The sequence below is a fragment of the Eubacterium sp. AF36-5BH genome (genome assembly GCF_003460505.1).
In the GTDB taxonomy this organism is placed as follows: domain Bacteria; phylum Bacillota; class Clostridia; order Lachnospirales; family Lachnospiraceae; genus Eubacterium_G.
In genome coordinates this window covers 134,469-148,347 of sequence record NZ_QTVG01000006.1, presented here as the reverse complement: position 1 = coordinate 148,347, position 13,879 = coordinate 134,469, and the positions used below count along the sequence as shown (strand labels likewise).

Below are 13,879 nucleotides of genomic sequence, written 5' to 3'. Positions count from 1 at the left end.
TTGTTTGCAACCACCTTATTTAATTTGCCCTGGAACATCTGATTATTAAATTAACATAATTTTGCTAATTTTTCTTAATGTTCCTGTTGTGGGCTATTATCTTTTTATAATTATTTGTTATTACTTTTCTGTAATATCTTCTTTTGCATTTTCAACAGTTTGTGTAGTCTCTTCCCTTGTAGTAGTTTCTTCTGCTGGCTGTACCGTCTCTTCCTTTGCTACAGTTTCTTCTGTAGGCTGTACTGCTTCTTCCCTTGCATTTTCAACAGTTTCAACAGTTTGTGTAGTCTCTTCCCTTGCTTCAGGTTCATCACATTTATGGTAAATATCCATAAACTGTTTTCCGGTAATTGTTTCCTTTTCATAAAGGAACTTGGCTATTTTATCAAGCTTATCTCTGTTTTCCAGAAGAAGTTTCTTTGCTTCTTCGTATTTCTGTTTTAGAAGAGTCTTAACTTCTTCTTCAATTTCTGTTGCAGTCTTATCGCTACAGTTTAACTGAGAATGACCACCTAAATATGGGTCACTAATCTGTTCAAGACTCATTAAGCCAAATTTTTCTGACATACCATACTGAGCAATCATTGAGCGGGCAATCTTAGTTGCCTTCTCCATATCATTTGATGCTCCTGTTGTTACTGAATCAAACACGATTTCTTCTGAAGCTCTACCTGCAAGCAATGTTACAAGTTCTGCACTTAATTCATCTTTTGACATTAAGTATTTTTCCTTTTCAGGTGCCTGTATAACATAGCCTAATGAACCCATTGTTCTTGGAACAATTGTAATCTTCTGTACAGGTTCTGCATGTTTTTGTATTGCTGCAACCAGTGCATGTCCAACTTCATGATATGACACAATCTTCTTTTCTTCTTTACTTAAGATTCTGTCTTTCTTTTCTCGACCGGCAATTACAACTTCAACAGCTTCCATTAAGTCATCCTGTGAAATTGCTTTTCTGCCACATTTAACAGCATTGATTGCTGCTTCATTTACCATATTTGCAAGATCAGATCCTACTGCACCGCTTGTAATGTTTGCAATAGCATCTAAATCAACTGTCTCATCTAACTTAACATCTTTTGAATGTACCTTTAATGTTTCAAGTCTGCCCTTAAAATCAGGTGTGTCAACTATAACTCGTCTGTCGAAACGTCCTGGTCTTAAAAGTGCCGGATCTAAAACTTCCGGTCTGTTTGTTGCTGCTAAAATCAAAATACCTTTTGATGAGTCAAAACCATCCATCTCTGCAAGTAATGCATTAAGTGTCTGTTCACGCTCATCATTTCCACCACCGTATCGTGAGTCACGACTTTTACCAATCGAGTCAATTTCATCAATGAATACAATACATGGTGCGTTTTCTTCCGCCTGCTTAAATAAATCTCTAACTCTTGAAGCACCAACACCTACAAACATTTCTACAAAGTCAGAACCTGAAAGCGAGAAAAACGGTACCTTTGCTTCACCGGCCACAGCCTTTGCAAGAAGAGTTTTACCTGTTCCCGGAGGTCCTACTAACAAAGCTCCCTTTGGAAGTTTTGCACCAATTGCTGTGTACTTGCCCGGATTGTGTAAGAAATCTACCATTTCCACTACTGATTCCTTTGCTTCTTCCTGTCCTGCAACATCTTTAAATGTAACACCTGTTTCTTTCTGTATATAAATCTTTGCATTTGACTTTCCTACGCCAAATACACCGCCACCGCCTTTTCCGCCTGTGGTCTTTCTCATTATGAACATTAGCATTGCCCAGAAAAATACAAGTGGCAATACCCCTTCAAGTAGCATATATAAAATACTAGTACTTGCACTTGACGCTTCTGCCTTAAATGACACGCCGGCATATTTATCCTTTAAATCTGTAATTAAATCAGGATCATCTAATTTTGTTGTCCAAAATGTTGTCCTAATAAGGGGTGTTCCATCTGTTTTTGGAACTATATAAATCTTGTTTGCATCAAATGTAACTTTCTCTACCTGGCCCTGATCCAGCAAATCAATAAACTGATTATAAGTTATTTCTTTCTTTGTTGCTGAGTCAAACATATAAGACATTAAACTTGTAAAAATCAATGCCACTATAAAAGTTACAACTACTGATATTATTTTATTTTTCTTTTGATTGTTAGGTCCACCCTGATTATTACGAGGGGGTATGTTTCTGTTGTTATCCATTTAGTCTGGTATCCTTTCCACCTTTGATATTTTTTGTCATAGATTTCCGTATAAATTACAATATGCTACAGGTGTTTTATTTTATACTTAACAATATACCATATCGTGCTTAATTTATGTTAAATTTTGTTTAATATTTCATTAATTTTTAACAAAATTTATTTTGTTATGGAATCTGAATCTTGATTGTAGTACACTATTATGGTGTGTTTTATAATACGAAATATTAATTAAAATCAATATTTTGGTTATACTACATATTTAGGAATTTATTAAAAAAACAATTTTTAAAAAAATTTATAAATAATACAATGGAGGAAAAATCACATGGCAGTGAAGTACGTTTTTGTAACTGGTGGTGTAGTTTCAGGTCTTGGTAAAGGAATTACAGCCGCTTCTCTTGGAAGACTTCTTAAAGCTCGTGGTTACAAAGTAACTATGCAGAAGTTTGATCCATATATTAACATTGACCCGGGTACAATGAATCCTGTCCAGCATGGTGAAGTTTTCGTAACAGATGACGGTGCTGAAACAGACCTTGACTTAGGACACTATGAAAGATTCATTGATGAAAGCTTAACAAAAAACTCAAATGTAACTACCGGTAAGGTTTATTGGTCTGTTCTTGAAAAAGAAAGACGTGGTGATTTTGGTGGTGGAACAGTTCAGGTTATTCCTCACATTACAAACGAAATTAAAAGTCGCTTCTACAGAAGTTTAAGCGAAGAAACAGAAATTGCAATTATTGAAGTTGGTGGTACAGTTGGAGATATTGAATCTCAGCCTTACATTGAAGCCATTCGACAGTTCCAGCATGATGTTGGTCGCGAGAACTGTATTTTAATTCATGTTGCTCTTATGGTTTACTTACCTGCATCTGAAGAAATGAAAACAAAACCAATTCAGATGAGTGTTAAGGAGCTTCAAAGACTTGGTATACAGCCAGATGTGGTTGTTTGCCGTACAGAACATGAAATTGATGACAACTTAAAAGACAAAATCAGCTTATTCTGTAATGTGCCTGCAAGTAACGTTGTACAGAACCTTACAGTCGACATGCTTTATGAAGCACCTCTTGCAATGGAAAAAGAACATCTTGCAGAAATCGTTTGCAACAGCTTAAAGCTTGATTGTCCTGAACCTGATTTAGATGACTGGAAAGCAATGGTTAAGGCTGCTAAGAATCCTACAAGGGAAGTTACAGTTGCCTTAGTTGGAAAATATATTGCTTTACACGATGCTTATATCAGTGTTGTTGAATCATTAAAGCATGCAGGCTATCCAAACAGTGCTACAGTAAATATTAAATGGGTTGATTCTGAAACAGTAACAAACGAAAACGCTGCTGAAGTATTTTCAGATGTTTCAGGAATTTTAGTTCCCGGTGGTTTTGGAAGTCGTGGAATCGACGGTAAGATTGCAGCTATTAAATACGCAAGAGAAAACAATATACCATTCTTAGGACTTTGCCTTGGAATGCAGTTATCAATTGTTGAATTTACAAGAGATGTTGTTGGATACAGAGATGCACACAGTATTGAACTTGATCCTTCAACTACTCATCCTGTTATCAGCCTTATGTCTGATCAGGAAGGTGTAACAGATATTGGTGGTACATTAAGACTTGGTTCTTATCCATGTAAACTTGACAAGAACAGCAAAGCTTATGAATTATATGGAGAAGAATTAATTCATGAACGTCACCGTCACAGATATGAAGTAAACAATGACTTTAGAAAAGTTTTAACAGATAATGGTATGATGCTTTCAGGTATTTCTCCTGACGGCAGAATTATTGAAATGGTTGAAATACCATCTCATCCATTCTTTATTGCAACTCAGGCACATCCTGAACTTAAGAGCCGTCCTAACAGACCTCATCCATTGTTCTTGGGATTTGTTGAAGCTGCATTAAATAACAAATAACCAAAAAATACAAAAGTAGCGATAATGTAATGGGAACATTTCCAAATTATCATTATCGCTACTTTTTTTGTGTATTATTAACATTATTTCCATAATTATTCATCTGTGTTAATAATTATGATTAATTACAACATCTACTGTTAATTATCCCGGTTGTCCGCCGGCTATTGTTAGGGAATTTTTATGCTCAACTTTCTATAATCCCTTACCTGACATCTGTGATGAAAGCATTGTTATAATAGAAGTTAAGTCAGTTACATTTTCTGTTGGAACTAAATCCTTAACTGAAGGCTTTCCTTCTGTTATGTTTGATGTTAATGAAATATTCATTGATGCATCATCATTCTTGATTTCTCCTGTTTCAATAGAGATAGTTCCTTTTCTGCTACCCTTGTCACCTGTTACTTTTGCCTTTGATACAATATTAGCATTTGAATCTTTAATTGCACTTACAATTTTATCTTTGTTGTCTTTAACTTTCTTAATTGTATTGTCAACATCCTTTGTGTCTTTTTTCATGTTAGCATACTGTTTTCCAATAGTTGAATCTGCACCAAATGCTTCAATGTAAACGTCCATTAATTCATTATAAATATCCTTTAATGAATTGTCACAGAAGCTTACTAAAGCTGTAACTGCTGCATCAGCGTTTTCACCATTTACTGTAAGCGTATAGTCATTTCCGTCTTTTCCCTGTAATGATGAGAAATCTTTTTCTAATGAATCATATACCTTTGTATTAATCTTTGTAGATGATGTCACTGCCTTAGCGAAAGCTTCCTTGTCTATTTCTAATAAATCCGCAACCTGATTTAAATTAAGTGAAACATATCCTGTGGCACCAATCTGCTTTAAGGCGCTTTCAAACTGTTTTCCTGACTCACTGTCAATTTTACTTATGAATTTAGATATTGAACCCATATTCATATATAATTTTGAACCATCAATTACAACTGTTGTCAATTCTTCATAAGTATCTGTTAAATATTGAAGTGAGATTTTAGCAGCAAGCTTTGATGTTGATTCTGTTGTTGTCTCAACTTTTAACTTGCCCTGTATCTTGCCATCCTTCTTGAACTTGGCAGGTATAGTTTTATCTTTCTTGATTGAATCTGCACTTACATCAAATGAAAGTTCTACTTCCCCTGTTCCTGTCCTAATTTCCTGCATCTTCTTTACTTCTTTAAAGTAAGAGCCATTATCTTTAGTCTTTGCGTTTTTGTTGCTTCCGCAACCTGTGAATAGTGCCATTATCATAACAAGTGATAAGGCAATTGATAAGATTTTCTTCATATTCATATCCTTCTCCTTTTTGATATTTACAAGTAGGTAATATGAAATATAGATTATTAAATCGGTATTTTATTAAGATAAAATAGTTTTTGTTTTTCATATTTGCCTCTTTGTCTAAGTTTAAGTATAGCATAAAAGTTACATAAAGTGTGAAACTTTTACAATTTTTCTGTTTTTTCGCACTTCATGTAACTTTATTATATGCATTACTATTTATTATTTTTATAACTTTAAGTTCTTCTATCTTAATTTCAAAACTAACTGCTATTTATAGTTATTCTTCTTCTCCCCAAAAGTCTACAGGTTCATAATCCCTTAATGCAACCAAATATCCATGTTCCTGCAATTGCTGTTGAATTATGTCTAAAGTTTCCTCTGAATCTGCCACTACTGTGTGATAATGATATTCAGATGTTATCTGCTCTAGGGGAACCGAAACGCCCCCTTTAATGGACTCAACGTATTTTTTTGCATCCATTCTTGACTTGATGTTCATTGGCACACGCACAACATTATATAGTTTATGATAAACAAACACATCTTCAACTTTTCCACCACAATCCACAATAAGATTTAATTCATCAAGCATTTTCTCTTCACTGTGCTTTACCTTAAACACTCGTGAAATATGATCTTTATCTTTTAAAACATAGCCTTTGTGCGTAGAAACAATATCATGATTTGATGCACGAAGTAAAGCAATATCCTGTACAACAACCTGTCTGCTAACCTGAAATTTTTCAGCTAACTTTGTTCCTGAAACCGGCTTATGGCTTTCCTGCAAAATCTTAAGCAAATTTTCCCTTCTTTTTTCTCCGCTCATTTGTTCCTCCTAATGAGTTCAATACTATATTACTTAATTAATGCCACTTTACTATATTTTCTATTACAAATTAGATTCTGTGTAAATTCTTAAGAGATATATCAAGAATTGGAGATGAATGTGTTAATGCTCCACTTGAAATATAATCAACACCTAAATCAATTAATTTAGCAATGTTTTCTCTTGTAACATTTCCTGAGATTTCAATTTCAGCTCTTCCATCAATAATGTCAACAGCTTCTTTCATTACATCATGTTCCATATTATCTAACATAATAATATCAGCCCCTGCTTCAACAGCTTCCTTTACCATATCAAGATTTTCTACTTCCACTTCAATCTTTCTAACAAATGGAGCATAATCTTTAGCCATTTTTATTGCTTCCTTAACACCACCTGCTGCTCCAATATGGTTGTCCTTTAATAAAACTCCGTCTGTTAAATTGTATCTATGGTTGTTTCCACCACCAACTCTAACTGAATATTTTTCAAAGATTCTGTTGTTTGGAGTTGTCTTTCTTGTGTCTAAAAGTTTAACCTTACTTCCTTCAAGTAATTTTGCAATTGAGTTAGTATAACTTGCAATACCACTCATTCTCTGTAAAAAGTTAAGACCTGTACGTTCTCCAACTAAAAGAACTCTAATGTCACCTGTAACAGTTCCCATTAGCTGACCTGCCTTAACCTGGTCACCATCTTTTACAAAAAGTTCTATCTTTGTATTTTCATCTAAAAGCTGGAATGCTCTTGAGAAAACCTGTAATCCACAGATTACACCATCTTCCTTACAAATTAAATCTACCTGTCCCATACATGACTCAGGCATTACTGCATTTGTTGTTACATCCTCGCTTGTAACATCTTCCTTTAAAGCACTTTCAATAAGTGGGTCTACTGTTAATTTTAATGTTATTGGATCAAACATATTTTCCTCCTCTTTTCTGGTTCTTTTCTTGTTTATTCCTTTTCTAATTAAGCATCTGTTTGTATTTGCATATATTTTTTATCTGCTATTTTTCATAGCTTTGCATCTACTTTTACTCTATTTTTAATTAAGCGTCTGCTTTCTCTCTTTGCTTTTTGCTCTCTTCAATTAAGTCAAGTATCATCTGTTTATTTTCTTTATTCCATGCATGAAGATCTTTGTATTTATCAAAATCTACAGTCTCTTCGTTTCTGTCGAATTCTCTATCATTAAACTGTTCAGACATTTCCACCGCTGCACGTTTTGCAAAAACCATACTTTCAAGTAATGAGTTACTTGCTAATCTATTTCTTCCGTGAACGCCATTACATGCTGTTTCACCAACTGCATAAAGTCTGTCCATTGAAGTTTTACTTTGAAGGTTTACTTTTATGCCACCCATAAAATAGTGCTGTGCAGGCACAACAGGTATCATTTCTTTTGGCACATTGTAACCATGTTCCTTACAGTGTTTTACAATGTTAGGAAAATGATTTGTTAACTGCTCCTCATCAATTGGTTTCATTGAAAGCCAAACATGATTAGTGCCATCCTTCTTCATCTGCTCTTTAATTTTTCCTGTTAAAATATCTCTAGGTAGAAGTTCATTTGTAAAGCGTTCCTTATCCTTGTCAAACAACTGGGCGCCCTCACCTCTTACAGATTCTGAAATTAAGAAACTTCTGTCTTCTTCTTTTTCTGAATAAAATGTTGTTGGGTGAATCTGAACATAATCAATATCTTTTAACTCTATATTATGTCTTATTGACACTGCCACTGCATCACCTGTTAAATGTCTGTAGTTAGTTGAATATCTATAAATTCCACCAATACCACCACTGGCAAGTACAGTATAATCTGCGTAAATAGTATCTAAAGTTACGTCATCTTTCTTTACTACTATACCAAGGCATTCATTTTGTTCTTTGCCATTTTCAGTTTTTGGAATAATATCAACCATGGTCCAATGTTCCTTGATTGTAATATTATCTCTCTTCTTACATTGTTCGTAAATATGGCTTGTTATTTCCTTGCCTGTAATATCTTCGTGATAAAGAATACGATTTCTTGCATGAGCACCTTCTCTTGTGTAAGCCAGATTTCCATCCTCATCTCTTGCAAAATCAACACCGTAACTTAATAAATCTTTTACAAGATCCGGTGATGAGTTAATCATAGTTTCAACTGCTGCTGTATCATTTTCAAAATGACCGGCTTTCATTGTATCGTAGAAATAGCTATCAAAATCTTCTTTGTCCTTCAACATGCACATACCACCCTGTGCTAAAAATGAATCGCTATGTTCTACAATGTCTTTTGTAATAATTAAAATATCTTTGTTTTTTGGCAGGTTTAATGCACAATACATACCTGCGCATCCGCTTCCTACAATTATAATATCTGTTCTCATTTTAATTTCACTTCCAGTGTAAAAACACTGCCTTTTCTTATTTTTGTGTATATTTGCTTTTTTTTACAAACATTGCTTGAGATTATAGCACATGTTTTTACATCTGACAAGACAGTTGTAAATACAATATTTTCACCAAGTTTAACAGATTATTTTTGTCATACACCATAGGTTCTTTGTTTGGATAGCAGAAAATCATTCTGTATATGTAAACAGCAATGACTACAGCTATTGTTGTAAAAATCATTATATCTATAAGCTTCAAAAGCCTTTTTCTTTTTTTGAATGCCATTTCTACATAACGATAAAAAAACACCATTACTATAATTACCAAAAGAAAAATCCATATAGGATTAACCATTGCCGCCTCTGTTATTTTTCCTTTTAATAAAAGACCTACTGCTCTTGTGGTTCCACAGGTTGGACATGGAATTCCAATGAGCATTCTTAAGGGACAAATTTTTCCAAACTTACTATTAATTATTATTATAAACAAAGAAATAGCGACTATAGGAATCGCTATTTCTTTTATGTCTTTTTTTAATTTTTTTATATCAAATTTCATTTTCTATTTTAATTTTTCAAGAATCTTTACAATAAGTTCCCATGTTCTTTCAGTTGATGAGATGCTTAACATTTCATCTGTTGTATGAACATTTTTCATTGTTGGGCCAAATGAGATTGCATCTAAATCTTCAATCTTGTCTGCAAACATACCACATTCAAGACCTGCGTGAATAGCTTCGATAACAGGTTCTTCATTGTATAATTTCCTGTAGGCTTCCACTGCAGTATCTCTTAATTTTGAGTCTTCTCTGTATGCCCAACCAGGATATTCTCCTGAAACAACAATCTGACCACCAAAGATTTCTGTAAGTGAACGCATCTTTTCAATTAGGGAATTCTTCTCGCTTTCAATTGAACTTCTTACTGAATATGATAATGAAACGTTGTCTTTTTTGGTTCTTAAAATTCCCAAGTTAAGAGAAGTCTGTACCATGTGTGGCATTTCAGGATTCATTCTCTGAATTCCATTTGGCATATTAACTAAAGAAATAATTGTTGCCAATGTGGCTGCACCCGATAATGCTTCTGAAATTCCTTCATCCATAACATTGATTTGAAGCTTCATGTCAGGATCTGTAAACTTGTATTCTTCCTTAACATCTTCAAAAGTTTTTTCGATAATTTCTTTTGTTTTATCTACAACTTCAGGTAATACTGCAATTGCAGCTTCGCTTTCCTTTGCAATAATGTTATCTTTTTCGCCACCGTTAACTGCCATTATACGCATACCAACATTTTGAAATACATTTAATAAAATACGACCTAAAATACAGTTTGCATTAGCTCCCCATTTAATAATTTCCATACCGGAATGACCACCGGCAAAATCTGATAACCTAAGTTCAATAATTTTTGCATTAATAGGTTCTGTGTTATAAGGTAGTAAACATTCTACTGTAGCACCACCTGCACAACTAATTGTAAAAATTCCTTCGTCCTCAGAATCAAGATTGATTAACTCTTTGCCTTTTAAATCTGATGTATCAATGAAGTCTGCACCTAAAAGACCAATTTCTTCATCAACTGTAAATACAGCTTCAATTGGTGGATGTGCAATGTCGTTGCTATCTAAAACTGCCAAAGCATAGGCTACAGCAATACCGTCATCACCACCAAGTGATGTACCTTTTGCACTTAAATAGTCTCCATTAACTTCCAAGTCAAGTCCATCTTTTGTCATGTCCTTGTCACAGTCATTTGTTTTTACAGCAACCATATCCATGTGTCCCTGTAAAATAACAGGCTTTGAATTCTCGTAGCCCTTTGTGCCACCTTTCCAAATGATTACATTTTTCTTTTCATCCTGACGGCACTTTAATTCCCTATCATTTGCAAACTTTACTAAATAATCACTTATCTGTTCCACATTTCCTGAACCATGAGGAATAGATGCTATCTCTTCAAAAAATTTTAATACATTTTCAGGTTTCTTTCCTTCTAAAACTGACATATCCTTACACCTCGCATTATATATTTTAATTATTATTTATTTTCAATCATTAATTTATAATAATGATATTTAAAACTCTGTTATTCTTATACTTTTAGTCAAAACATTTCTGCTTTACTTTGTAACTATATTTATTATTTTTACATTTACCCTTCTAACATTTGTTATGTGTTTAATTTCTATTAACTTAGCCTTCTTTAATCTTTTTATTAACTTTGGTTTGCTCAATACTTAATTCAATTACTTTGATTTTTTATAGCTTCCGTTTTCTTCTTCCACCTGGCCGGTTTTAACCATATACTGCATAAGCTGTTTTGCAAAATCATTTTTGTCTTTTACAATTGCCTTGTTTTTCGAAAAAGGAAGCTTCGCCTCTATGCCATCACAAAGTTCTGCAACCTGTGGCAATGTAATATACTCATTTTTCTTTAAATATTTTTTTACTTTACTATTGCCCTTACTAAAAAGCATGTTCATCAAATCAGATGACTGGTTCTTCTGTTTAACCAGTCCCCAGCCATAAATAATCATTGTAGCTATGGCAAATAAAATTATCCCAATAACGACTGTACTAATTTCCATTATTTTTCCTTATCTATAAATCTTATATATTTATTATGTTCTAATATGCCAAAAAATTTTGCCAATCTTTCATATAACTGTGTTGAAGCTTTTTTGTGCTGTTTCTTTAAAACGGCTCCAATTTCATACAATGTTTTCCTGCCGTCTATCTGTTGCCACACACAACTGCCATACTCATCTAATTCAATAAAACTATATCTTGGTTTCTTAAATACTTTCTGTGCAATTACATTGAAGAACCCAGTATTTTCAACTGTAACTTCAACTAAACCTTTTTCATTTACTTCCCATTTTTTCTGTATCACCGGCACTTTATCCAAATAATTTTCCTGTGATTTTTGATTTTTATTTTCTTTTTTCATTTAATACCGCCTTCTTTAAATCTAACCATTAGTATACCACATTTGTTTATACAAGCACAGTATAAATCTTTCTATAGAAGAAAGTGGAAGCACCAAAAATCAGCACTTCCACCCCTCTAAAAAACATTCTAAAATTATAAAATGTTTAAATTATTATTCATATCAAAAATTTATTTGTCTGATGTTTTCTTTCTTCTGCAGAATAAGAAAAGTGAACCTACTAATAAGGCGAATGCTACAAGAGCAACCCAGTTACCAACTGTGTTGAAGTTGTCTCCGTAAATTCCTGATAAATTAATTTTGCCATCTAATTTTGCTACTGCAAATATTGCAAGTAAAATTCCTACGATTCCTTCACCTGCAATCATACCTGCAGAGTAAAGTACACCCTTGTCAACAGATTCTTTCTGTTCTTTTTCTGATGAATATTTTCTCTTTTCAATAATCCATCTTACGGCACCACCAAGCATAATTGGTGTGCTTAAGTGAATTGGTAAATATAAACCAATTGCAAATGCTAATACAGGGATTCCAAGGATTTCCACGACGATTGCAATAAATGCACCAACGATAATAAGAACCCAAGGAAGAGTTCCACCCATAACACCTTCTACTACCATTTTCATCAAAGATGCCTGAGGAGCTGGAAGCTGTGCTGAACCGAATCCACCCCATGCCTTGCTTAAAATGTATAATACGCCACCGATTGTTAAAGCTGCAACAACTGCACCAAGTAATTCACCGATCTGCTGTTTTACAGGTGTTGCACCAACAATGTAGCCTGTTTTTAAATCCTGTGATGTATCACCAGCCATAGCTGCGATAATACAAATAACTGTACCAATTGAAATAGCTGCTATCATTCCTGCTGAACCAGTTGAACCTGTAGCCTTTAATACGAAAGATGTAAGTATTAAAGTTGCAATTGCCATACCTGATACAGGGTTGTTACTACTTCCTACAATACCAACCATTCTTGATGAAACTGTAGCAAAGAAGAAACCAAATACAACTATTAATAATGCGCCAAGTAAGCTAACAGGAATTTCAGGGATTAACCACATTCCAGCAGCGATTACTAATGAACCAATTAAAACTACAGATATTGGTAAATCCTGCTGTGTTCTATCTCCACCTGATACATTTTTTCCAAAACCTTTAATAGCTGACTTAAATGTTCTAAACATAGTTGGTAAAGTTTTAATTAAACTAATGATACCACCTGCTGCTACTGCACCGGCACCAATATATCTAATATATTTGCTCCAAATTGTTCCCGGATCTAACTGGTTAAATGGAAGTAAATTTCCTGCATCATCTGCAACAGATGATAAGCTGTCTCCTCCAAAGAACGCAATTGCAGGCATAAGCACTAAGTAAGATAAAATACCACCTGCAAAAAGGTAACTTGAAACCTTAGGTCCGCAAATATAACCTACACCTGATAATGCCGGTAGCACATCCATACCAACAGCACATGTGTAGCTTCCCTTAAATGAGAAGTCAACTTCACTTGGGAATAAACAAAGACCGTCTGCGATAAATTTATATACAGCTGAAATTCCTAATCCTGAGAAAACAAGTTTTGACTTACTTCCTCCTTCTTCTCCCGCAAGAAGTACCTCAGCACAAGCTGTTCCTTCAGGATATGGTAATGTACCATGTTCTTCAACAATTAATGCTGTACGAAGTGGTACCATGAAAAGTACACCAAGTATACCACCACATAATGCGATTAATGCAATTGTAATAAATGATGGTGATGTTGCCTTTCCTTCTTTTGCCCACATAAAAATTGCAGGTAATGTAAATACTGCTCCTGCTGCTAATGACTCACCAGCTGAACCAATAGTCTGTACCATGTTATTTTCAAGAATAGAATCCTTCTTCATAATAACACGAATAACACCCATTGAAATAACAGCTGCCGGTATAGAAGCAGAAACTGTCATACCAACTCTTACACCAAGGTAAGCATTGGCTGCACCAAATATAACTGCTAAAATAAGACCGATAATTACAGATGCAACTGTAAATTCAGGCATAACCTTATCAGCAGGAATAAATGGCTTAAACTCTTTCTTGTTATCCATTTTTTCTCTCCTGTTCTTTTTTATTTTGTGTTAACACACTTTGTTACCAAAAAAATACAGATGGCGCGTATTTTTCCCGTAATGTATTTCATACTATTTTACTTAACTTGATTAGTATACCTGAAAACTGAAAAAAAATAAATGGAAATTTAATAAATTAAAGTAATAAATTAATTTTTTTAACAATTTATGGAAATAAGAATGTCGCCTGCGACATTCTACACACCGAG

General features: G+C 34.0%; 11 protein-coding genes. 1 reads left to right on the top strand and 10 read right to left on the bottom strand.

All coding sequences use genetic code 11. The features are described from left to right. Positions 1-120: 120 nt before the first annotated feature. Positions 121-2,178 (bottom strand): ATP-dependent zinc metalloprotease FtsH, encoded by a 2,058-nt coding sequence (gene ftsH, locus DW006_RS07775; protein WP_117999760.1) that lies wholly within the window; start codon positions 2,176-2,178, stop codon positions 121-123. A 327-nt stretch (positions 2,179-2,505) separates the two neighbouring features. On the opposite strand from ftsH, the gene DW006_RS07770 reads away from it, so the two are divergent. Then, positions 2,506-4,104 (top strand): CTP synthase, encoded by a 1,599-nt coding sequence (locus DW006_RS07770; RefSeq protein ID WP_117999759.1) that lies wholly within the window; start codon positions 2,506-2,508, stop codon positions 4,102-4,104. 195 nt (positions 4,105-4,299) lie between these two features. Here the strand turns inward: DW006_RS07770 and DW006_RS07765 are convergent, their stop codons facing one another. The 9 genes from DW006_RS07765 to DW006_RS07725 all read right to left on the bottom strand — a co-directional run bounded on the left by DW006_RS07765 (position 4,300) and on the right by DW006_RS07725 (position 13,649). After that, the gene (locus DW006_RS07765) at positions 4,300-5,403 is read right to left on the bottom strand and encodes a hypothetical protein (protein WP_117999758.1); all 1,104 of its coding nucleotides are present in this window, start codon (positions 5,401-5,403) and stop codon (positions 4,300-4,302) included. Positions 5,404-5,671: 268 nt separating this feature from the next. Beyond that, entirely contained in the window at positions 5,672-6,220 is a 549-nt protein-coding gene (locus DW006_RS07760) for a transcription repressor NadR (RefSeq protein ID WP_117999757.1), read from the bottom strand. A 70-nt stretch (positions 6,221-6,290) separates the two neighbouring features. Then, positions 6,291-7,145: a carboxylating nicotinate-nucleotide diphosphorylase gene (gene nadC, locus DW006_RS07755; protein WP_022164672.1), complete on the bottom strand. Its 855-nt coding sequence runs from the start codon at positions 7,143-7,145 to the stop codon at positions 6,291-6,293. 127 nt (positions 7,146-7,272) lie between these two features. After that, complete coding sequence (locus tag DW006_RS07750) at positions 7,273-8,595, bottom strand: L-aspartate oxidase (RefSeq protein WP_117999756.1); 1,323 nt, start codon at positions 8,593-8,595, stop codon at positions 7,273-7,275. 97 nt (positions 8,596-8,692) lie between these two features. Continuing rightward, complete coding sequence (locus DW006_RS07745; RefSeq protein WP_117999755.1) at positions 8,693-9,160, bottom strand: DUF2752 domain-containing protein; 468 nt, start codon at positions 9,158-9,160, stop codon at positions 8,693-8,695. 3 nt (positions 9,161-9,163) lie between these two features. Then, positions 9,164-10,612: an aminoacyl-histidine dipeptidase gene (locus DW006_RS07740; protein WP_117999754.1), complete on the bottom strand. Its 1,449-nt coding sequence runs from the start codon at positions 10,610-10,612 to the stop codon at positions 9,164-9,166. A gap of 240 nt (positions 10,613-10,852) precedes the next feature. Continuing rightward, complete coding sequence (locus tag DW006_RS07735) at positions 10,853-11,194, bottom strand: hypothetical protein (RefSeq protein ID WP_117999753.1); 342 nt, start codon at positions 11,192-11,194, stop codon at positions 10,853-10,855. Beyond that, on the bottom strand, positions 11,194-11,556 hold the full coding sequence (locus DW006_RS07730) for a PqqD family protein (RefSeq protein WP_117999752.1): 363 nt from the start codon (positions 11,554-11,556) through the stop codon (positions 11,194-11,196). The genes DW006_RS07735 and DW006_RS07730 overlap by 1 nt, the downstream gene beginning before the upstream one ends. A gap of 170 nt (positions 11,557-11,726) precedes the next feature. Beyond that, complete coding sequence (locus DW006_RS07725; RefSeq protein WP_117999751.1) at positions 11,727-13,649, bottom strand: oligopeptide transporter, OPT family; 1,923 nt, start codon at positions 13,647-13,649, stop codon at positions 11,727-11,729. Positions 13,650-13,879: the final 230 nt, after the last annotated feature.